Annotated in this window: 23 protein-coding genes; 16 read left to right on the top strand and 7 right to left on the bottom strand. The window is 37.7% G+C overall.

The features are described 5' to 3' along the window. The first annotated feature begins 1 nt into the window (after nt 1). Genes RUH60_RS02980 through RUH60_RS02970 form a run of 3 tightly spaced genes read left to right on the top strand, consistent with a single transcriptional unit; the run spans nt 2 to nt 4,297 of the window. Nucleotides 2-1,420: an HD domain-containing protein gene (locus RUH60_RS02980; RefSeq protein WP_313805190.1), complete on the top strand. Its 1,419-nt coding sequence runs from the start codon at nt 2-4 to the stop codon at nt 1,418-1,420. Between the two features lie 60 nt (nt 1,421-1,480). After that, a complete protein-coding gene (locus RUH60_RS02975; protein ID WP_313805187.1) occupies nt 1,481-2,485 on the top strand; it encodes a COX15/CtaA family protein in 1,005 nt (334 codons plus the stop codon). Nucleotides 2,486-2,521: 36 nt separating this feature from the next. After that, a complete protein-coding gene (locus tag RUH60_RS02970; protein WP_313805184.1) occupies nt 2,522-4,297 on the top strand; it encodes an ABC transporter ATP-binding protein in 1,776 nt (591 codons plus the stop codon). On the opposite strand, the gene RUH60_RS02965 is transcribed toward RUH60_RS02970, so the two are convergent. The 7 genes from RUH60_RS02965 to RUH60_RS02935 form a co-directional block, all read right to left on the bottom strand. Further along, nucleotides 4,278-5,030, bottom strand: a complete 753-nt coding sequence (locus RUH60_RS02965) for a LytTR family DNA-binding domain-containing protein (protein ID WP_313805179.1) — start codon at nt 5,028-5,030, stop codon at nt 4,278-4,280. The two genes, RUH60_RS02970 and RUH60_RS02965, sit on opposite strands and share 20 nt — an antisense overlap. Nucleotides 5,031-5,058: 28 nt before the next feature. Beyond that, nucleotides 5,059-5,382 (bottom strand): 2TM domain-containing protein, encoded by a 324-nt coding sequence (locus tag RUH60_RS02960; RefSeq protein WP_313805177.1) that lies wholly within the window; start codon nt 5,380-5,382, stop codon nt 5,059-5,061. A gap of 2 nt (nt 5,383-5,384) precedes the next feature. Continuing rightward, complete coding sequence (locus RUH60_RS02955; protein ID WP_313805174.1) at nt 5,385-5,690, bottom strand: 2TM domain-containing protein; 306 nt, start codon at nt 5,688-5,690, stop codon at nt 5,385-5,387. 1 nt (nt 5,691) lies between these two features. Next, complete coding sequence (locus RUH60_RS02950; RefSeq protein ID WP_313805172.1) at nt 5,692-7,029, bottom strand: histidine kinase; 1,338 nt, start codon at nt 7,027-7,029, stop codon at nt 5,692-5,694. Nucleotides 7,030-7,039: 10 nt separating this feature from the next. Next, nucleotides 7,040-7,207 (bottom strand): hypothetical protein, encoded by a 168-nt coding sequence (locus RUH60_RS02945; RefSeq protein ID WP_313805169.1) that lies wholly within the window; start codon nt 7,205-7,207, stop codon nt 7,040-7,042. Between the two features lie 28 nt (nt 7,208-7,235). Beyond that, nucleotides 7,236-7,865, bottom strand: a complete 630-nt coding sequence (locus tag RUH60_RS02940; protein WP_313805166.1) for a hypothetical protein — start codon at nt 7,863-7,865, stop codon at nt 7,236-7,238. A 145-nt stretch (nt 7,866-8,010) separates the two neighbouring features. Next, complete coding sequence (locus tag RUH60_RS02935) at nt 8,011-10,164, bottom strand: TonB-dependent receptor (RefSeq protein ID WP_313805164.1); 2,154 nt, start codon at nt 10,162-10,164, stop codon at nt 8,011-8,013. A 145-nt stretch (nt 10,165-10,309) separates the two neighbouring features. Between RUH60_RS02935 and RUH60_RS02930 the strand changes: the two genes are divergently transcribed. The 13 genes from RUH60_RS02930 (at nt 10,310) to RUH60_RS02870 (ending at nt 22,376) form a co-directional block, all read left to right on the top strand. Then, nucleotides 10,310-10,759 carry a YciI family protein gene (locus tag RUH60_RS02930; protein WP_313805161.1) on the top strand — a complete coding sequence of 150 codons (450 nt, stop codon included), beginning with the start codon at nt 10,310-10,312 and terminating at the stop codon, nt 10,757-10,759. Between the two features lie 2 nt (nt 10,760-10,761). Continuing rightward, nucleotides 10,762-11,112 (top strand): MmcQ/YjbR family DNA-binding protein, encoded by a 351-nt coding sequence (locus tag RUH60_RS02925; protein ID WP_313805158.1) that lies wholly within the window; start codon nt 10,762-10,764, stop codon nt 11,110-11,112. An 87-nt stretch (nt 11,113-11,199) separates the two neighbouring features. Next, nucleotides 11,200-12,480, top strand: a complete 1,281-nt coding sequence (locus RUH60_RS02920; protein WP_313805155.1) for a chloride channel protein — start codon at nt 11,200-11,202, stop codon at nt 12,478-12,480. Further along, complete coding sequence (locus RUH60_RS02915; protein WP_313805153.1) at nt 12,481-13,089, top strand: HPP family protein; 609 nt, start codon at nt 12,481-12,483, stop codon at nt 13,087-13,089. A 48-nt stretch (nt 13,090-13,137) separates the two neighbouring features. Next, complete coding sequence (locus RUH60_RS02910; RefSeq protein ID WP_313805150.1) at nt 13,138-13,767, top strand: DUF998 domain-containing protein; 630 nt, start codon at nt 13,138-13,140, stop codon at nt 13,765-13,767. Then, on the top strand, nt 13,767-14,156 hold the full coding sequence (locus tag RUH60_RS02905; protein WP_313805148.1) for a VOC family protein: 390 nt from the start codon (nt 13,767-13,769) through the stop codon (nt 14,154-14,156). The genes RUH60_RS02910 and RUH60_RS02905 overlap by 1 nt, the downstream gene beginning before the upstream one ends. An 85-nt stretch (nt 14,157-14,241) precedes the next feature. Then, nucleotides 14,242-14,796, top strand: a complete 555-nt coding sequence (locus RUH60_RS02900) for an IS1096 element passenger TnpR family protein (RefSeq protein WP_313805147.1) — start codon at nt 14,242-14,244, stop codon at nt 14,794-14,796. A gap of 78 nt (nt 14,797-14,874) precedes the next feature. Beyond that, entirely contained in the window at nt 14,875-15,933 is a 1,059-nt protein-coding gene (locus tag RUH60_RS02895; RefSeq protein WP_313805144.1) for a nucleoid-associated protein, read from the top strand. A 104-nt stretch (nt 15,934-16,037) separates the two neighbouring features. Continuing rightward, nucleotides 16,038-17,867: a hypothetical protein gene (locus tag RUH60_RS02890; protein WP_313805141.1), complete on the top strand. Its 1,830-nt coding sequence runs from the start codon at nt 16,038-16,040 to the stop codon at nt 17,865-17,867. Between the two features lie 58 nt (nt 17,868-17,925). Continuing rightward, nucleotides 17,926-18,822, top strand: coding sequence for an ABC transporter ATP-binding protein (locus RUH60_RS02885; protein WP_313805139.1), 897 nt, complete (start codon nt 17,926-17,928; stop codon nt 18,820-18,822). A gap of 25 nt (nt 18,823-18,847) precedes the next feature. Beyond that, the gene (locus RUH60_RS02880; RefSeq protein WP_313805137.1) at nt 18,848-19,687 is read left to right on the top strand and encodes an ABC transporter permease; all 840 of its coding nucleotides are present in this window, start codon (nt 18,848-18,850) and stop codon (nt 19,685-19,687) included. A gap of 63 nt (nt 19,688-19,750) precedes the next feature. Then, on the top strand, nt 19,751-22,045 hold the full coding sequence (locus RUH60_RS02875) for a choice-of-anchor L domain-containing protein (RefSeq protein WP_313805134.1): 2,295 nt from the start codon (nt 19,751-19,753) through the stop codon (nt 22,043-22,045). Between the two features lie 82 nt (nt 22,046-22,127). Beyond that, nucleotides 22,128-22,376 (top strand): GlsB/YeaQ/YmgE family stress response membrane protein, encoded by a 249-nt coding sequence (locus RUH60_RS02870; RefSeq protein WP_313805131.1) that lies wholly within the window; start codon nt 22,128-22,130, stop codon nt 22,374-22,376. Nucleotides 22,377-22,404 lie beyond the last annotated feature (28 nt).

The following is a 22,404-nucleotide window of genomic DNA, read 5'->3' as shown; positions in this document are numbered from 1 at the left end:
AATGAATTACAAATCACATTTAGAAGATAAAATATTCAAAATCATTACTAAAGCAGCCAAAGAACTCAACGTGGAAAGCTACGTTATTGGCGGTTTTGTACGCGATTTAATTTTACAACGCAATCACAAAAAAGATATTGATATTGTTGCCGTGGGCAGTGGCATTGAATTGGCTTTAAAAGTATCTGAATTACTACCGCATAAACCCAAAGTTCAGGTTTTCAAAACCTACGGAACAGCCATGCTACGCTATCAGGATATTGATATTGAATTTGTTGGCGCCCGAAAAGAAAGCTACCAGTTTGAAAGTCGTAATCCGGTGGTGGAAAACGGCACTCTGGAAGACGATCAAAACCGTCGTGACTTCACGATTAATGCCTTAGCACTTTCTTTGAACGAAAAGAATTTCGGAGATTTAGTCGATCCTTTCAACGGATTGCTGGACATGGAAAGTAAAATTATCCGAACTCCGTTAAATCCTGATATTACCTATTCTGACGATCCATTACGCATGATGCGCGCGATTCGTTTTGCTTCTCAATTGCATTTTGAAATCGAAGCCGAATCGTTAGAAGCTATTTCCCGTAACAAAGAGCGCATCAACATTATTACTGGCGAACGCATTGTTGACGAACTGAACAAAATTTTAATGTCGGAACAACCTTCAGTCGGCTTTTTATTGCTGTACAAAACCGGATTGTTAGACATTATTTTACCTGAACTTACCGCATTGAACAATGTGGAAGAAGTGGAAGGCCACACGCACAAAAACAACTTTTATCATACGTTGGAAGTAGTCGACAACATTTGTCCGAATACAGATGACGTATGGTTACGCTGGTCTGCTTTATTACACGACATCGGTAAAGCGCCAACCAAAAAATATAACAAAAAGCAAGGTTGGACCTTTCACGGACACGAGTTTTTAGGTGGAAAAATGGCGAAGAAAATCTTCACACGACTGCACATGCCGTTAAACCAAAAACTGAAATTCGTCCAGAAAATGGTGATGATGAGCTCCCGACCGATTGTTTTGGCACAGGATATTGTAACCGATTCAGCAGTACGTCGTTTAGTATTTGATGCCGGAGAAGATGTGGAAAGCCTGATGACTTTGTGTGAAGCCGATATCACTACAAAAAATCCAAAGAAATTCCAGAAATACCATAACAATTTCAAAATCGTACGAGAGAAAATTGTCGAAGTGGAAGAACGCGACCGAGTTCGTGTGTTTCAGCCGCCAATTTCCGGTGAAGAAATCATGGAAATTTTCAACCTGAAACCATCACGTGAAATTGGTGTTTTGAAAGAAGCCGTAAAAGAAGCGATTTTAGAAGGTGAAATTCCAAATGAATATCAGGCCGCTTACGATTTTGTATTAATGAAAGCGGAAAAAATGGGTTTAAAAAGAACCACCTAACATTTATCATATTCTAGTTAAAGAAAACCATAGACATTTGTACCTATAAAACCTCAAACCATGAACTTCAATAAAATTGCCAAAACCGCTTTAGTTTTAGTGTATTTCGTAATCATTGCAGGTGCTTTGGTGCGCATGACCGGTTCTGGTATGGGTTGTCCGGATTGGCCGAGATGTTTCGGTTACTATATTCCGCCAACGGATGTTAAAGAGTTAACATGGAGCGAAAATCACGAATTCAAAAAAGGTCAGGTTATTATTAAGAATGAAAGTTTGTGGGTTGCCAAAGAGACTTTCACTTCCGGAAACGAATATGATGCTTCGCATTGGGAAAAATATACCAAACACGATTATGCAGTTTTCAATCCGACGCACACTTGGGTGGAATACATCAACCGTTTGTTTGGCGCTTTGGCTGGAATGGCTTGTTTTGCTATGGCAATCGCATCTTTCGGACAATGGAAAAAAGACAAAAAAATCACGCTGCTTTCTTGGTTAGTGGTTTTCATGATGGGCTTTCAGGCTTGGCTGGGCGCTACTGTGGTTTACAGTGTTTTAAATCCGGTGAAGATTACGATTCACATGGTAATGGCATTAGTGATTGTGGCTGTGATTTTATACATCATCCGACTAGCCAAACCGATTGAAGAAACCAAAATTTTCAACGCTATGTTCCGAAATATTCTTTGGGTTTCCTTACTTTTTACGTTGATTCAAGTCGTTTTAGGAACACAAGTACGTCAGTTTGTAGACGAACAGGTAAAATCCGGCATCGGAAACGAAACGCTTTGGCTAAGCAAGCCGGAATTGAGTTTTTACTTCCACAGAACCTTTTCTTTTATCGTTTTATTCGCCAACTTCTTCTTATATCTTAGAAACAAACGTTTAGGATTAGGTTTCAATAAAATCAATTGGGTGATGTTACTGCTATTTGCCGAAATACTTTCCGGAATTGCGATGTATTATCTTCACTTTCCGTTCGGAAGCCAGACAATTCACTTGGTTTTAGCTTCGATTTTATTTGGTGTACAGTTTTACCTGATTTTGGAAGCGAAGAAAAACTAAAAAGATTTGCTTAAATTTGAGTAAATCAGCTATTGCATGAATTTACTCTGGAAATACCTCAAACCTTACCAATGGTGGGTTATTTTAGCGTTATCACTCGCTGGAATTGCGCAGATACTATCACTTTACGATCCGATTATTTTTGGAAAACTTATTGATGATTACGCTTTAAATCCGAAGCATCATAATCAGGATGAATTGGTTTCCGGCGCTTTAAAACTGCTTGCTTTAGCCGTTGGAATTGCTTTGGCTTCCCGTTTGGTTTCTTCCTTTAAAGATTATGTATTACGAATGATTGTTCAAAAATTCGGAATGCAGATTTTTAACGATGGCTTACGACAAACGCTCAGACTTCCCTATCAGGAATTTGAAGATCAAAGCAGCGGTGAAATTCTATCCATTCTCCAAAAAGTGAGAAGCGACATTGAAAAGTTCCTTTCTTCGTTCATCAACGTTCTTTTTTCTACAATTGTTGGTATTGGATTTTTAATGTGGTATGCGGTTACCAAACATTGGGCATTGATTCCAGTGTTTTTAATTGGTGTAGTGCTTTTGGGCGGACTCACCAGTATTTTGAGTCGTTCCATCAAAACTTTGCAACGTTCCTTAATTCGGCAAAACCGACAAATGAGCGGAACCATCACCGAAAGTTTACGCAACATCGAATTGGTCAAAAGTTTAGGACTAACCTATCCTGAAATTCGGCGCCTTCGCGTTCATACACAGGAAATTTACGATTTGGAAATGGAAAAGGTCAAACGGATGCGCACCTTATCTTTTTTACAAGGCAGTGTCTTAACCATTTTAAAACAATCGATACTTTTTGTGTTATTGTGGCTAATTTTCAGAAACGTCCTTTCAGCAGGAGAATTGATTTCGATGCAATTCATATCAACCGGAATTATTGCGCCATTACAAGAATTGAGCGGCATCATCCTTTCGTATCGGGAAGCAGAAACCGCGCTACAACTCTTCAACGAACTGATGCAGAAAAAACCAGAATTCAGTCCGGAAGAGCCTGTCGAAGTTGGTGAAATTGAACATTTACATTTTGACAATGTGGTTTTCCGACATAAGAATGCTTCCCAGAATGCCATTCAGAACATTTCCTTTAAAGCCAAATTAGGCGATACGATTGCGTTTGTTGGTCCATCAGGTTCGGGAAAATCGACTTTGGTGAAATTGCTGGTTGGTTTGTACCGTCCGGTGGAAGGTGATATTTTGTACGACGGCATTTCTATCAACGAATTGCGTTATAACCGAATCCGACGACAATTAGGCTTTGTAACGCAAGACACTCAATTATTTTCCGGAACGATTCGCGAAAATCTTCTGTTTGTAAAACCTGATGCCACGGAAGAAGAAATGATGGAAGCGATTAAAAAAGCGTCGGCACTAAACATTCTCAACAATACTGAAAACGGACTCGATACGATTTTGGGAGAGAACGGTAAAAAATTATCGGGTGGAGAAAAACAACGACTTTCAATTGCGAGAGCTTTGCTTAGAAATCCGAGATTATTGATTTTTGACGAAGCCACTTCCGCTTTAGATTCTTTAACCGAAGAACAAATCACGGAAACAGTCAAAGAGATTTCTGCCAACAAACAGCAAATGACGATTCTGATTGCGCATCGTCTTTCCACAATCATGCACGCCGACACCATTATTGTACTCGAAAAAGGTAGAATTTCCGAACAAGGAACCCACGCGGAATTATTAGAGAAAAAAGGTTTGTACTTCGCGATGTGGCGTCAGCAAATTGGAGAACGGGAGAAAAAAGAACTGTTTACTAACCAATCCACTCTTTAAAATCGTTCACGCGCTCGCGGGCGACAACAACCTCGTCATCGGAATAGGTTGGAAGCATAACTTTTAACCGCGAATTACTGTGTAATTGGATTTCCTTAATCGCTTTCATCGGTACAATGAATTTACGGTTGATGCGGTAAAAATCCTTCGGATCGAGTTCGGTTTCGAGTTGCTCTAAAGTTCCGTCTAACAGATAATTGCGATTGTCCAAAGTGTGAAGATATGTTCCTTTGTTTTCACTATAGAAACATTCGACATCTTCCACATTAATCAGTTTTAATTGTTGTCCTATTTTAACCGTGAAGCGTTTTTTGTAACTTTTATCAATCGGATTGACGAGCATCTTTTTAATCGTTTCAAAATCCAACGAAAGATTCTGCGGCTGATTTCGGGCTTTGAATTTGTTGACGGCAACTTCCAAATCGTCTTCGTCAATCGGTTTTAAAAGATAATCGATACTGTTCAGTTTGAAGGCGCGTAACGCATATTCATCATACGCCGTAGTAAAAATCACTGCACTTTTAATGTCAATCTGTTCGAAAATTTCAAACGACAAACCGTCAGATAATTGAATATCGAGAAAAATCAAATCCGGGTGGGAATTGTGCTGAAACCACTCTAAGGCATCTTCAACCGAATGCAGCATGGTGTTTACAGTCAACCCTAATTTTTCAACTTTACGCTGCAACAAACGAGCAGCTGGTTTTTCGTCTTCGATGATGATGATATTCATTTTAAATGCTTCTAATTCTGACTTTTACTTACTCCCACTTATCGTGCTGTTGACGTTCTTTTTCCATGAACTCTTTAATCTTCTTCTCTTCCCATTTTTTTCCAAAAATCAGGTGATGACCGAAAACGCTCAGTCCGTGCGCCAGAAGTCCTAATCCCCAAAAGAAAGCCGTAAAAAAGTTCTCAAACTGAAAATAACTTTCACCCGGTTTCAAATTACTGATATTCAGAAAAACAATCATGATATTCACGCCAACATACGCTAGCAAATGCGTGTAAAATCCTTTTATTTTTTTAACACGCTTTTGAGCATCCTCATAGCGTTCGTCGAAATTGTTATTGTACTGTTCCATGATTATTTCCATTGATTTTTACGACGTTCTTCTTCTTCCATGAACTCTTTCATTTTACGCTGTTCCCAGTCTTCACCTAAAAAAGGCATTAAATTAAACACACTAATTGCGTGAACTGTCACCCCAATTCCCCAACCTAACATTGGCCAGAAAAACCATAAATGTTCTGGTGAAGTCAGTAAATTAATCGCCATTAAAAACAGATTCACTACCACATACGACAGCAAATGACTGTAAAATTCTTTTATTTCTTTGACGCGTTTTTTGGCAATTTCATATTGCTCGCGCTCGGTATATTTCGTTTCCATGTTATTGCCAATTTTGTTTTTTGGAACCTTCGTCCATGATTTGTTTGATCTTTCTTTCTTCCCAGTTAGACCCTAATCCGAAAACTCCGAAAGCGTGAAAAATCAAGCCCATTCCCCAACCCAGCATCGGGAACCAAAACCATTGGAATTTGGATGAAAATTTCAGATTAATAAATATCAGTACAGGAATTACTACGCAGTACGACAACAAGCTGCCGTAAAACCCGCGAATGGCTTCCACTTTCTTTTTGGCTTTGTAATAAGCCGTTTCTTCTTTATAATCGTATGCTGTTTGCATGGTGACAACTTGTTTGGTTAATAGTGGCAATTCCACCGTAAATTCTTTTTCGGTTTGTGTAATTTTCACTTTTCGGTCTGTGAGAATCGCGTAACGACTGACGATGTTTTGTAATCCGACGCCTTGTCTGTCTTTCAACACTTCTTTTTTCTGTAAATCGTTTTGAACCAATAAGGAATTTCCCTGTTCAAAAATTCGAATTTTAAGCGGTTTCTTTTCACTGACTACGTTGTGTTTCACGGTATTTTCCAACAACAACTGCAACGACAACGGAACTACTTTCGCTTCCGGATTGTTCACTTTTTCAGGCAATTCGTAGAAAATACTGTTCTCGAAACGCATCTTCAATAGGTTCATGTAGGTTTTGGCGAAATTCAGTTCTTCTTCAATACTTACCAATTCTTTATCGCGCTGTTCTAAAACGTAGCGGTAAATTTTGGATAATGATGATGTGAATTTTTGCGCGCTTTCCGGATTTTCTTCAATCAAAGAACTTAGTACATTTAAACTGTTGAATAGAAAATGTGGATCAATCTGATTTTTTAAACTTTCAAATTTAGCCGATGCCGTTCCTGCGATGATTTTCTGTTCCTTAACTCTATTTTCCTGATACGAACGATAAAAATAAACCGCGTGAATGAACAAACTGATAATGATAGTAATCACAACCGGAACAATATAATTTGCGGCGTATTCTTCGGCTAAAAACTCATCTATCGATTTGGCATTTACAATTACTTTTTGGAAAAACCCCAACAAAAACATTACGGCAACCGTTAGAAACAGCGACAGAAAAAAACTGATGGCAATTCTTTTAATAGAGAATCGGTTTTCTACGAATACTTTGTCTAAAAAAATGAACAAAAATGCGTTTGCCAAGTACAAGCCCATCGTATACAATTGTGTGTACTGAAAGTTAAGCAGTAAGTCTTTATCCCATTGAATGTTGCGTCCGGAAATCCATTGTAAAAACAACAGTACGATGAAAATTCCTAATCCTAAAGCTATGGAACGTAGAAAATGTCGCAGAAAAATATTCATTAAACCTTATTTATAATTTGGCTTTAGCAATCGCAGAAGATAAAAAACCGACTCCCATTCCTACCAAAACACCTACTGTCATTTTATCGAAAAACATTCCTATTCCCATACCTATAAACATACATCCTACGAAAATAGCTCCTGCAATTTTGTTTTTATTTTGATTTTGAGTTTCCATTTGTATATTGTTTTTTGATGATTACAAGTTATTTACCGCAAGTAGCCAAAACTTCTTTAGCTCTGTCTAATCCCCAATTCGGGTGAAACGGCGTTTCTGGTTTAAATTTAGCAAAAAGTTCGATAGAACGCTCGATTTCTTTACACATTGGCTTAGTATCGGTTCCCCAATATTTAGCGCCACCGATTTCAAATTCTGCTTTAGAAAATACAACTCGCGGATTTTCCGGAGCAATCGCCTGTGCTTTGTAATACTGCTCCATAGCTTTCGAAGAATACTTCATTCCATTAGTCATCGGATCTTGTACAATCCAAGCGGTGTAAATTAATGCCTGTGCTACCATTAATTCCGGATTGTTTGGACTGATTGCCGTTGCATCATTCAAAGCTAATTGCGCTTTTTCCAAATACGCCGGGTTTTTCGATTTGTCTTCCGATTTAAACGTCTCAATTGTGTTTACTAAAGCCACATAATAATTCGGTAACCAATTTGTTTTTTCTACTGAAGCGATGCGCTCGAAAATGGCTGTTGCTTCTGCTGGTTTGTTTTCGCCCCATAATTTTAAGGCTTTCTCCATTCCTTGTTCATATTTTGATGGAGCTTGTGCGAAAGCTAATCCGCAGATGAATAATACTAATGCTGTGATAACTCTTGTCATGATTTAATGTTTTTAAGTGATTGATTTTTGATTAATTTAAGATGATGATTGAAACTCTTACTAATTTATACTTCAAAAGTACATCGGGTTTTACACCTAATAAATTTATAGTTACTGAACTGTCGGATTTTGCGGATGAACCGTATTAAAGATTATCCAATTGATTTTTCGACTTGTCTTTACTAATCGTCCAGAAGAATCCGATGAAAAAGAATCGGTCTGCCGGTTGAGTAATTGCCTGTCTTTGAAACTGTCCTGCCAAATCCGGCGAATTTGCGTATTGGTAACCGAAAACATTGTCATTCCCCAACACATTCGAAACCGAGAAATACAAAATCTTTTGTTGAGAAAGCAGGTACGCCCAACTCAAACTTAAACTGTTGTACGATTTGGTTTTTCCATTCATGAAAGCGGTTTCGTTCGGGTTGTCATATGGTCGTCCGGTGGCAAAACTGTTCGTAACACTCAATTGTGATTTCAAATCATTAATCCAATATTTCCCAACAATTGACAATGTGTGATTCGCGACGAAATTCGGTGTAACTTTTGCTTCGTAATTTTTGTAATCTCTTTTGCTGTCAATATACGAATAGGAAACCCAATAATCTAAATTCTTAATCGATTTACTGTCACGCCAAAACACATCCAAACCTTTTGCAAAACCGTAACCGTTGTTATTATAAACGCTATTGAACATCGCAACATCCGTATCATATTTGACCAAATCCGAATAATCTTTGTAGAAAATTTCAGCGCGCAAAGTTTTCCCGTTGTTTCCGTATAAATAATTCAGAATGTAATGCGATGTTTTTTCGTAATTGAAATCCGAATTGTACTTCAGATAATCTTGTCTCGGATTCTGATGAAAATCGCCATAAGCCAACGAAATCTGACCATTCTTACTGGTTTTGTAAGCCAACGAAATTCTCGGATCGAAAGTCGTTTTACCGATTAAATCGCTGTGCATCATTCGTCCGCCTACTTTGGCTGCGAAGTTTTTGGAGAAGAAGATATCCGATTCGGCGAAAAATGCTCCAATATTGTTTCGGAAGCCGCTTTGAAAATCGCCAGCATTGTATTCGTTATAATTTTCGTCGAAATCCGTGATGAAATAATCACCACCAAACGTCAAATGGAACTTACTCGTGAATTTCTTGGTCAGTTTAGCTTTAAGATGCGATGCGTTTTCACGATTGTAAACCTGATTCAAATCCAAACCGATTTTGCTCTGACTGTATCCGAAACTCAAACCTGTTTGCAAGTGCCAACCCATTCCGAAAGTTCCCTTGTACGAAGAATTTAAGTAGAAATTATTGTTTTGTGTATCGACACGAATTGGTTCCGTGTAATTAATATCTTTCTGATTCAAATCAAAAGTAGCATAATCGAAAGCCGCGTAAAATTTAAACAAGCCATTTTCAAACTGACGACGAAAAACGGATTCTCCAGACATCGACTGATAGGGTTTGTTCCAATCTACATTTTGTTTGATGATTTTCTGATATGGCTCTAAATTGATGTACGACAAATTGAAACTTAACGAACTCTTTTCCCATTTCTGTGTATTCCCTAAGCCTAAACCAACAGTCATAAACGACAAATCGGTTTGTTCTTGTTCGGCTTCGTTGATGGTATTCAACAACAAAACGCTGGAAAGCGCATCGCCAAATTCCGCCGAATAACCACCGGTTGAAAACGTCATTCCGCTGAACAAAAAAGGGGAAAATCTTCCGCGAGTTGGCAAATTATTGGCTGTTGCGCCATACGGTTGTGCTACGCGAATTCCGTCAATATAGGTTTGTGTTTCGTCGGATTCACCACCGCGCACGAACAATCTTCCGCTTTCGCCTACAATTTGTGCCCCAGGCAAAGTCTGTAATGCTCCAATGATATCTCCTGCCGCTCCGGCTGTGGTTACAATATCCAAAGGTTTCAAGGCAGAAGCTTTTGAATTATCGCCCGCTTTAAAGCTTCCGGCTGAAATAACCACGGCATCAATTGTATTTACACTTTCTTGTAGTTTCCATTCCTGTGGCTGATAGGTTTCAATCACAATCGAAATACGAGTTGTTTCAAAACTCAAATAAGTGATGACCAACGTTTGGCTTCCGGTTTCGGTTGTTGCAAAAGAGAAATCGCCGTTGGCATCGGAAGTTGCTCCATCGTAGGCGCCTTCAATAAAAACATTGGCGCCTTCAATTGGTTTTCCTTTTTGAGTAACGACTTTCCCAGAAATAGTGGTTTGAGCAACAATTCCTGTGCTGAAAATTAAAAAAAGAAAGATTACTAACTTATTCATTTTGGTTGATTTTTGATAGAGCAAATTTCCTCCAGATTTTTTTCCTAAAATAAAAAAGAATACCGAAATGTAATTTTTTAAGGATGAATTGTAAACCGTTGATTTATCAAACTTATTTGTACATTTGATTCTTAATTTGACAATTATGAAAAAGATATTATTCCTTTTATTTATAAGTTTCTCCGCTTTTGCTCAGGAAACCAATACCACTTACGATGAAAAATTAGCCAAAGAATTAGGTGCCGATGAATACGGCATGAAAACCTACGTCTTCTGCATTCTAAAAACCGGAAGCAATACCACGGCAACCAAAGAAGAAAAAGCGAAATACTTTGAAGGTCATATGGCGAACATCAACCGTTTGGCAAAAGAAGGAAAATTGGTCGTTGCCGGACCATTCATGAAAAACGACCGAAACTATCGCGGTATTTTCATCTTCAATTGTTCGACTGTGGAAGAAGCACAGAAATTAGTCGAGACCGACCCAGCAGTAAAAGCTAAAATTTTCGAAGTAGAATTGACGCCATGGTACAGCAGCGCCGCTTTGATGGAAATTTCGAAAAATCACGACAAAATTGCCAAAACGAAAATCTAATTATGAATATTGAAGATTTACAACAACTTTGCACTTCACTCCCACATGTAACCGAAGATGTAAAATGGGGTAACGATTTGTGTTTTTGCATCGGTGAAAAAATGTTTTGTGTGGTTGGATTGAATCAATCGCCAACTTCGGCTTCTTTTAAAGTTTTGGATGAAGAATTCGAGGAGCTTTCCACCCGAAAAGGTTTTGTACCAGCTCCTTATGTTGCCCGCTATAAATGGGTTTTGGTGGAAGACATCAGTACTTTATCGGCTAAAGAATGGCAACATTATGCTACGCAATCGTATAATTTAGTAAAGGCAAAACTTCCCGCAAAAATTAAAAAGCAGTTTGAAAATTCCTGAATTCGAATAGGATTTTAACATTTTATAATGGCTTTTTAGCTGTACAGCAGTTACTTTTGTGACTGAAAATCAGTTCTGATTATTCTCATGACAAAAACTGCACAACTTCGTAAAAATCACAAGTGGATTGTTCTTCAAAAACTGACCGTTGCGTCATTACTGATTGGTTTTTTATGCGCTTTTATGGCGGTTTCCCTAAAACGGCTGACCGAACATTATGAAGAAATCTTGTTCCACAAAGCCAGCGTGAATTGGATTTTCTTTTTGATTTTCCCGATTTTCGGACTTTCCATTATCTACTTTTTACGCCAATATTTGTTCAAAAAGAAAGAAAACAAAGGCATTAAAGAAATTTTTGAAACTACTGCAAATACCAATAAAAAACTGCCGGTTTACAAAGTTCCTTCGCATTTTTTCAACGGATTACTAACCGTAGTCTTTGGAGGTTCCACCGGAATTGAAGTTTCCACAGTTGTTGCTTCAGCGGCGATTGGTTCCGTAGCACAACAAAAGGAAAACATGTTCCGACGATACAAAACCGAACTCATTTGCGCCGGAATTGCAGCCGGAATTACCGCATTGTTCAGCAGTCCAATCGCCGGAATCTTGTTTGCTTTAGAAGTCATTTCAAAGAAAATCACGAAAACCTTTGCCTTTACAACAATAGTAGCGGTCGCCATTGCCTACGGATTCATTCTTGTATTGGATGAAAAACCTTTGTTTGCGGTTACGGTTTCAACGTGGCATTTGCACGCCTTTCCTTATTTTATTTTGTTGGGAATTTTGGCTGGAGCAAATTCAGTTTATCTGACCAAATCGGTGCTTTATATTAAAAATCGTTTTGCTCAAATCGACAAACAATCCTACCGAATTCTTATCGGTTCGGTAATCATTAGCGTTTCTTTGTTGGTTTTACCACAATTGTATGGCGAAGGATATCATGCCGTAAAAACTTTATTTAACACATCAGGTTCAATTGCATTAACTACATCTTTTGTACTGACTATTTTAGGCATTTTAGTTTTGAAACCGATTATCACTTCCATAACACTGGCTTCAGGAGGTGACGGAGGAGTTTTCGCACCGAGCATGTTTTTAGGAGCTTTCTTAGGATTGTTTTTAGCCATAATTCTGAATACTTTCTTTGACTCAAATGTCATTCCGTTGAATTTTATGATTATCGGAATGGCAGCCATGTTAAGCGCCAGTATTCACGCTCCTTTTACAGCGTTATTTCTCATCTGCGGATTGATCAACGATTACACCTTATTCTTCCCTATTTTAGTGGTGAGTCTGGTTTCCAAAACTACTGCCAAATTTATTTATCCGTATACTGTTTATACTTATCAGCCTAAATCTGTAAAATAAATGCCTACCAAAAAAATCAAACGCGGCTATCGAAAAACAAAGTACATTCTTTACAAAGAAACCTTAGTCGATTTTAAAGAGCATTTTTGGGCGTTTGTTGGTGCTTTTGTGGGAATGGGAATTATCGCCTATTTGCAGTACAACGCTTTCCCGAAGGAAGATTTTGTCTTCTTAATCGGTTCGTTTGGCGCTTCCTGTGTTTTGGTTTATGGCGTAATTCAAAGCCCGTTGGCTCAACCTCGAAATTTAATTGGCGGACACGTCATTTCAGCGCTTGTTGGTGTTACCGCAGTAAAACTTTTTCCGGATATGATTTGGTTGGCTTCGGCTGTGGCTGTGGCTTCCGCCATTGTTATGATGCAGATAACCAAAACGCTTCATCCGCCTGGTGGAGCAACGGCTTTAATTGCGGTTACGGGTTCTCCGGCAATCCTTGATTTAGGTTATTGGTATGTTCTTTCCCCTGTTCTGAGCGGCGCTTTGATTCTTTTTGTGGTAGCCTTGATTTTCAACAACATGACAGCGAACAGGCAATATCCGACCAATAAAAAATTCACCAAACTGAAAACCAAATTTCTGAATCAGATAAAGTTTGATAAAGACAATTAAATCTGTTTTCTTAAATTGCAAGCTATAAAACTGAGATTTATAGAATACATGCGAAAATCAAAAGCTTTTTGGACTGGAATTATTGGAGTACTAATTTTTGTTGCAACCACTTTATTAGGAGGTTTTTTGGATTCCGATTACAATCATATTTCACAATTTATCAGTGAGTTGTATGCGGTTGATGCACCAAGAGCAGATTTTCTGAGGTTTTTCGGTTATATTCCAAGCGGTATTTTGTTCATGTTATTTTCAGTTTTCGCCATCATGGAAACTTCGAAATCGCTTTTAAGAACCGTAGGTTTTTTAGGCATCGGAATTGGATACGGTTTAGGTACCATCATCTGTGGCTTCTTCAACTGTGACGCTGGCTGTAATCCTCATTTTATCAATCCGAGTTTATCGCAAATCATTCATAATTTCATCGGTTTTATTACCTATTCGATTTGTCCGGTGGCTATTTTTCTTTTGGCATTTGCAGCTCGAAAATGGCGAAAAGGAATGTACCTTTCCAACATGAGTTTTATTCTCGCGCTTATCAGTTTTTGTTTTGTCGGATTGCTGAATGCGAACCTGCATTCTCCATACAAAGGCTTAATTCAACGGGTTATTGAAGGTTGTATTTTACTTTGGATTGTGTGCTGTTCGTATTACCTTCTTAACAACAAACGAACTTCGTAATGCTTTCCCTCAACAAAATACATCACATTGCTATTATTTGCTCCGATTATGAGCAATCGAAGCATTTTTACACGCAGATTCTCGGCTTGGAAATTATACAGGAAGTGTTTCGGGAAGAACGTCAGTCGTACAAATTAGATTTGGCGTTAAACGGAATTTATGTTATAGAATTGTTCTCTTTTCCAAATCCGCCCAAACGCGTTTCCAGACCAGAAGCTGCCGGATTACGCCATTTGGCTTTTGAAGTAAATGATATTGAAAAAACACGAAGTTTAATTCTTGCAAACGAAATTGAAGCCGAAACCATCCGCATTGATGAATACACCGGAAAAGCCTTTTTCTTCATCGCTGATCCGGACGGTTTACCTATCGAATTCTATGCGAGCTGATTAAAATCTTATCAACAAAACGCAAATCGGGATTCGTAATTCGCAATTAAATTTTACCTTTGAACTTTCCAAAAATTACAGCATCATGGTTTATAAATTTAGAGCGATATTAGATGCCGAAGAAGATATTTTTCGCGACATTGCCATCCTTGAAGACGATACATTAGAAGATTTACACAACGCAATTGTAAACGCTTTTGGCTTTGACGGCACCGAGACGGGGTCATTCTTTACTTGTGAAGACGATTGGACCTGGAACGAAGAAGATGAAATTCCGCTTTTTGACACGGGAGATGTACCGGGCGAAATGAGAACCATGGTTGATTTCAAAATCAATGATTTATTACACCGTGACAATACCAAAATGGTTTATGTTTACGATTTTTTTAGCATGTGGACTTTCTTTTTGGAATTAGCCGCGATTGAAGAAAAAGAAGACGGTGAATCGTATCCAGCTTTATTGTTCTCCCATGGTGAATTACCCGAAGAAGCTGCCAGCAGTGGATTCCGAGGTGGTGATTTATCCAATGACGACATCTACGGTGACTTCGAAGATGATTTAGACGAAGATGATATGGATATGTTTGACGGCGACGATTCGTTTGAAGATTTTGGCTACGAAGACAACAATTGGAACTAAAAATTAGCAACAACAATTATTAGAACCAAGATTTAGACCTTTCTTTTTCTTGGTTTTTTTATCTAAAATACAATCAAAATGATTAACCTTTTTAACACGCACATCGATAACCTTTCCATCCACCGTGTTGGAAACAAAAGCCGTAACGAAGCTATTTTTCTTTCAGAACAACCCTATAGTCTGAACGATGAAATCATGCCGCTTTTAAAAGAATTTTTCTTCAAACCGTTTCGTGATAAAGAGGAAAATTATTATCAGTTTGCACACGATGTCGATTTGGATTACAATGAAATGTACAACTTCGCTAATGAAGTTTTCGCGAATCCGGGTAGTATTCACGAGGTTTCCAAAAAGATAACCAAGCATTTGTTTGAGCAGTCGAATCATCCACACATCAAGAACGGAGAGGTTTATGTAACGTATTTAACGAATGTTTCTATCGACAACAATGTTGTCGATGCTATCGGTGTTTTTAAAAGTGAATTGAAAGCCGATTTCCTACAGTTTGAAGAAAAAGATGCCAATTTGGATATGATTCTACAACAAGGAATCAACTTAAATAAATTGGACAAAGGTTGTTTAATCTTCAACTACAAAAAAGAAGAAGGCTACAAAATTTTAACTGTAGATAGCAACCGTTACGATGCGCGTTATTGGTTAGAACATTTCCTTTCTGTCGATGCTTTTCAGGATGAGAACTTTATCACGAAAAAATACTTAAAATTCTGTCAGGACTTCGCCAAAGAAGTGGTTTTACCTGCCGAAGACAAAAAAGAAGAAGTAATGTTCATGAACCGCGCAGTTAACCACTTCGCGAAAAACGACAACTTTGAGGAATCCTTATTTTTAAACGAAGTAATCGACAATCCGGATTTGATTTCGGAATTCAAAAACTACAAAGTTGACAAGGGTGAAAAATACAGCATTGAAGATTTAACCACCTTCCCTATTGCCAATGCTGCCGTTTCCGATGCGCGTAAAAAGATGAAAAACGTAATTGAACTGGACACAAATATTCAAATCAAACTCGATTTCATCAACCCGGAAAGTGCCGAAAAATTCGTAGAAAAAGGCTGGGACGAAGAAAAACAGATGTATTATTATTTGGTTTATTTCAACAAAGAGCAGAAGTCTTAAACAAAATAACAACTACAACAAAATCCTCAACTTATGTCTGAGGATTTTTTTTATACTACAATTTATATTTCCGAGTTTAGTATATTTACTTTTTAGCAGTTCAGATGACGATACTCCGTATTCTTTGTATTTTATTTTTCTTTTGGAGCATTGGAGCAGCTGCACAGGTTACGCCTACAAAAAAAGATTCGACAGCTGTATACAACAACTTAGAAGATTATTCTAAAAAAAGAAAGTTCACCAAGTTCATTCACCGGTTAATTTTCAAACCAACTCATCGGGTTTCAAAAGTGAGTCAGGAAAAGCAAGTTTTTCCAAAAAAAACAAATTTAAAGGCTTTTGAACATAAAATCATCCGAAACATCAATATCGAAACGCTGGATCCGTTTGGCTATTCTGTTGACAATCTTAAAAAAAAGCCCAAAAATTGGGGAGAAAGAACTGGAAACAACATCCACATAAAATCTCAAAAATGGACCATTCGCAATTATCTGCTTTTCAAAAAAAATGATGAAGTTGATTCTTTACTAATTCGCGAATCGGAACGTTTACTGGAGCAGCAGCGCTTTATCCGAAACGTTTCCATCAAACCTGTTGCCATTCCCGGAAGCAAAGATTCCGTCGATATTGAAATTCGCGCTTTGGATTCTTGGAGTTTGATTCCCACCGGATCAATTTCCACATCCCAAGGAAATCTTGAAGTAACCGAACGAAATTTTTTAGGAATAGGACATGAATTTCAAAACAATTTCAGACAGCGTTTTACCGATAGCGAAAACACGTACTCGATGCGGTACACAATTCCTAACTTTAAAAACACTTTCATTTCATCCACATTTATCTACGATATTGATTTTGACAACAATTATCTGAAAGGCGTCAATATAAATCGTTCCTTCTTTTCACCGTATACGCGTTGGGCTGCGGGTGCAAGTTTTTTGCAACGTTTTTACAAAGACTCTTTAACCGATGGTTTGAACAACAGGCAAATCTTCCATTTTAAAAGTGAAACTCAGGATTTTTGGGCAGGTCATTCTTTCAATATTTTTAAAGGAAGAACTGAAGACGATCGTATTTCCAATTTGGTCACAACGTTTCGTTTTGCCAACATCAAATATTTGGAAAAACCATTACCCAGTTACGATACACTTCAATATTTTACAGGAAGTAAGCTTTACTTGGCCAGCATCGGTATAACTTCGAGAAAGTATATTGAAACCAAATATCTTTTCAATAATGGTTCCCCGGAATACATACAAATTGGTAAAACATATGCCTTAACCGGAGGGTTTAGAAACAAAAACAACCGAAAAGATGCTTATTTTGGCGGAAAGTTTTCCTTTGGAAGCTATTATGATTGGGGATATTTCAGTAGTGGTGTCGAAGTGGGATCTTATTTTTCAAATGGAAATTCTGAACAGACCACCATTCGGTTTGAAGCCAATTATTTTACGGATTTGTTTGAAATCGGAAAATGGAAACTACGGCAATTTGTAATGCCGCAACTCGTTTTTGGCGAAAACAGAATTCCTATAAAAAACGACCAGCTGAATTTAGGAGAACCTAACGGAATTCAGGGCTTTAGCGACACTTTTTTAGGGACCAAAAAACTCATCATCGGCTTACAAACCCAAACGTATGTTCCGGGGCAATTATACGGTTTTAGGGCAAGTCCGTTTATCAATGCTTCCTTTGGAATGCTGGAAAATGATTCGCAATCGCTATTCGCCTCAAAACTCTATTCCAAATTTGGAATTGGCGTATTAATCAGTAACGATTACCTGGTTTTTAACAGTTTTCAGATTTCTTTTGCTTATTATCCGACAATTCCAGGAAGTGGCGATAACTTATTCAAAACCAATACGTTTAAAAATGATGATATTCGTTTACCTGATTTTCAAATTGAAAAACCTTACGTAATTCCGTTTCAGTAAGTAACAAATTCTGGAATTGCTCGTCCTATTTATAACAATCAAAAAACAACAGCATATTTTGGAAACTATCTTAAAAATTGACAATCTCAATAAATTTTTCGGAAAACTTCAGGCGGTGAAAAACGTTTCCTTTGAAATCAAAAAAGGAAATGTTTACGGTATTTTAGGTCCAAACGGAAGTGGAAAATCTACCACTTTAGGAATCATCTTGAATGTGGTCAACAAAACGTCTGGAGAATATCAGTGGTTTGACGGAAAAATTGATACACATCACGCCTTAAAAAAAGTTGGTGCCATCATCGAAAGACCTAATTTTTATCCGTACATGACTGCGGAAGAAAACCTAAAATTGGTTTGCGAAATCAAAGAAATTCCGTATTCCAAAATCGCTGAAAAGTTAGAAGTTGTTGGTTTATTGGAACGAAAAGATAGTAAATTCCGAACTTTTTCTTTAGGGATGAAACAACGTTTAGCGATTGCATCAGCCTTGTTAAACGATCCGGAAATATTGATTTTAGATGAGCCTACTAACGGTTTGGATCCACAGGGAATTCGTCAGATTCGTGACATCATTAAACATATCGCTTCTTTAGGAACTACGATTTTACTGGCTTCTCACCTTTTAGATGAAGTGGAAAAAGTCTGTTCGCATGTAGTTGTACTTCGAAAAGGAGAAATTTTATATTCCGGCACTGTAGACGGCATGGTTTCCAGCGACGGTTTCTTTGAATTACAGGCTAACGATAATTCGCAACTGCGCTCCATTCTTTCTCAACACAATGCTATCGATAAAATTGAAGAAGAAGACGGCCGCTTAATCGTTTACTTAAAAGCGCCATTGGAAGCAGCAGAACTAAATCGCTATTTATTCCAGCAAAATGTTAGCTTGAATCATCTGGTGAAGCGCAAACACAGCTTGGAAGAACAGTTTTTACAATTAACCAATCATCAATAATCATCCATCAACTATACCCATCCACATGAAACGTCTTTTAACAATAGAATTACAAAAACTCTGGAAAAACCGCTCAAGTAAAGTTTTAATTATCGCCTATTTTGTGCTTTTGTCATTCATCGCGCTAATTGCTTCGATAAAATTTGAGTTCGGTGCATTTAAGTTGCACATTGCTGAACAAGGTATTTTTAATTTCCCGTATATCTGGCATTTCAACACGTATATCGCGGCAATTCTAAAATTATTTTTAGCTATTGTTATTGTTTCGATGATGGCTAACGAATACAGCTATGGAACTCTGAAACAGAATCTTATCGATGGATTGAGTAAAAAAGAATTTATACAGTCTAAATTTTTGACAGTCGTTCTATTTGCTTTCGGCTCAACAGTTTTCATCTTTATCATGTCGCTGATTTTAGGCTACAGTTTTTCTTCTTACAATGAAATCGGTATCGTATTTTCAGATTTAGAATACCTTTTGGCTTACTTTGTAAAACTTACGGCTTTCTTCTCGTTCTGTTTGTTTTTGGGGATTTTGGTCAAACGATCTGCTTTCGCATTAGGTTTTCTTTTCGTTTGGAATATTTTCGAATGGTTCGTGATTGGAATAACCCGATGGAAAATCAGTGTCGGTACTAATCTTTATGAAAAAATCGGAATGTTTTTACCATTGGAATCGATGAGTAACCTGATCAAAGAGCCTTTCACAAGATTGTCTGTAATTAAAAGCGCTGGGGAAATGATTGGTGGTGAAAAATTCATCAAAGATTATGATGTACATTGGTATTCGATATTGATTGTTTTAATTTGGACTAGTATTTTTATATTCTTATCGTTTAAAATTCTTCAAAAAAGAGACTTGTAGTATCTTTATAGTATCTTTGCAGATGCTATGCGTGAATATAAAACATATCTCTACCTATTGGTTTTGCTGGTAATCTCAACCATTACTTCAGCACAACAGATTAGTATTGACAACTCCAAAACTCCGGATCAGCTTATACAAGGCTTATTCAATACGGGAAGTTGTGTTCAACCTACAAATATTACCATCAACGGGTATAATTTTGGAAGCGGACAACAAAGCTATGCCTGGTTTGAAAGTAACGGCTCTGGTTTTCCGCTACAAAACGGTTTGGTCATTTCTACCGGAAAAGCTAATTCTGCTATTGGTCCTAACACTTCCTTATTAAGCGAAGGACCAATGTCATGGGCTGGCGATAATGATTTGGAAGCAGCCATAAATGAATCAAACACTGTTAATGCCACCATTGTAGAATTTGATTTTGTTGCGGTGACCAATTACATGAGTTTCAATTACATATTCTCGTCGGAGCAATATTTGTCGAATCCGGGGTCTAACCAATGTAATTATTCCGATGGATTTGCTTTTTTGCTGAAACAGAACAGTCAGCCTTCCTATCAGAATTTGGCGGTTGTTCCGGGAACCAATATTCCTGTAAAAGTAACTACGGTTCGCGGTAGCGGAACAATTTGTCCTGCTGCAAATCAACAATATTTCGATGCTTTTAACGGCACAAACCATCCAACTAATTTTAACGGACAGACTAAAGTTTTAGTAGCCGAAGCCGATATTATTCCTGGGGTTTCTTACCATATCAAAATGGTAATTGCAGATCAACAAAACAATTTATACGATTCGGCTATTTTTATTGGTGGGAATACTTTCAGTAACGAATTTGCTCTTGGAGATGATCGTTTACTTGCCGCTGGAAATCCGCTTTGTCCTGGAGAAACATTAACTGTGACACCTGATTATATTGTTCCAGGCACAATAGATTATACTTGGTTTAAAAACGGAACTCCTATTCCGGGATATTCAAATGTAAGTTCACCAACATATACCATTACATCACCAGGAGTTTATAAAGTTCAGGCAAATTTAACTGGCTGTACCGTAAACGGCTATATCAATGTGGAATATGCTCAATTAACGGCCGTGAATTCATCGCTAAGTAAATGTGACGACAATAACGACAATATCGCTTCATTCAATCTAAACGATGCAGGTAACTCAATAACCGGCGGCGATACATCTATGACCATTCAAGGGTTTTATACAAATCTTACCAACGCTCAAAATCTTCAAAACAGCATAACCAATCCGAGTAACTATTCAGGTACGGGTGGTAATTCGGTTGTGGCACGTATTGAAAATAATTTTAGTTGTGTTGGCTATGCGACTGTTTCGTTTCAGGTATTAAACAGTAATGCCTTAAATCCTATTAATCCTTTTAAAACTTGCGATGAAGATAGTGTTCAAGATGGTTTGCATCAATTTGATTTAACGGAAATTACCCAAGATATCGAAGATGTTAATGTTCTGCCTACAGGGGCGAGTATTCAATATTTTTTATCAGAAGCCGATGCCACAATATTGAACAATCCGCTTTCATCTCCATTTTCAAATACTCAACCAGATACGCAAACGATATATGCGCAAGTAATCAACAGCACAACCTGTTATGAAGTTTTACCGATAGTTTTACAAGTAAACTCCTTTGATCCTGAGGATTTTGAAGACGAATTGTTTCCGATTTGTGAAAACACAGCTGTAACTTTAGATGCCGGTAGCGGATTTTCAAACTATTCCTGGGATACAACTCCGATACAAACTACACAGACTATTACAGTTAACACAGCTGGAAATTACAATGTAACCGTGACCAACGCTTATGGCTGTCAGGCAACCAAGAAATTTATCGTAGCCGTTTCTGAAATTCCGACAATTACCAGTATCGAAGTGGTGAGTTTCTCTTCTAACGGAAGCGGGAATTCTATAACTGTTATCACAACCGGAAACGGTGATTATGAATATTCCTTAGACAATGTAACCTATCAGGACAGTAATGTTTTTTACGGTGTCTTTGCCGGAGAATATACTATTTATGTTCGGGATAAAAATGGTTGTGGAATGGCACCTCCAGGATACGCTTATGTTTTAGACTATCCTAATTTCTTTACGCCAAACGGTGATGGCTTCAACGACCGCTGGATGATTAAGAATTTAGATATCGATTATCCCAATTCAGAACTGTTCATTTTCGACCGTTACGGACGTCTTTTAAAACAGCTTTCTCCTTCAGGAATTGGCTGGGATGGACAAATTGCTGGACAACAATTTCCTTCTACTGATTACTGGTTTGTGCTTGATTTGAAGAATGGAAGAACAGTCAAAGGTCACTTTTCTTTAAAACGATAGTTGATAATTATTCGACTACAAATTCCATTTTTTGAAAATAGATTCGTACTTTTAAAAGTATCAACCTATAAAACAATCATTTATGGAAATTGTAATCACATTAATTATTGGAGCCGTAGCCGGCTGGTTAGGAAGTCAGATTTTCAGAGGAAGCAGTCTGGGTTTAATCGGAAACATTATTGTTGGAATTCTAGGCAGTTTCGTCGGTTACTGGCTGCTGGGGAAACTTGGGGTCAGTTTAGGCACCGGAATAGTTGGTTCGATACTTACCGGAGCAATTGGCGCTATAGTAATTCTCGCCCTCATCAATTTAATATTCAGATCAAAATAAAAAAAGCCGCTTTAAAAGCGGCTTTTTT

The organism is Flavobacterium sp., from assembly GCF_032153895.1.
Lineage (GTDB): Bacteria > Bacteroidota > Bacteroidia > Flavobacteriales > Flavobacteriaceae > Flavobacterium.
This window is presented reverse-complemented; position numbering and strand designations above follow the sequence as displayed.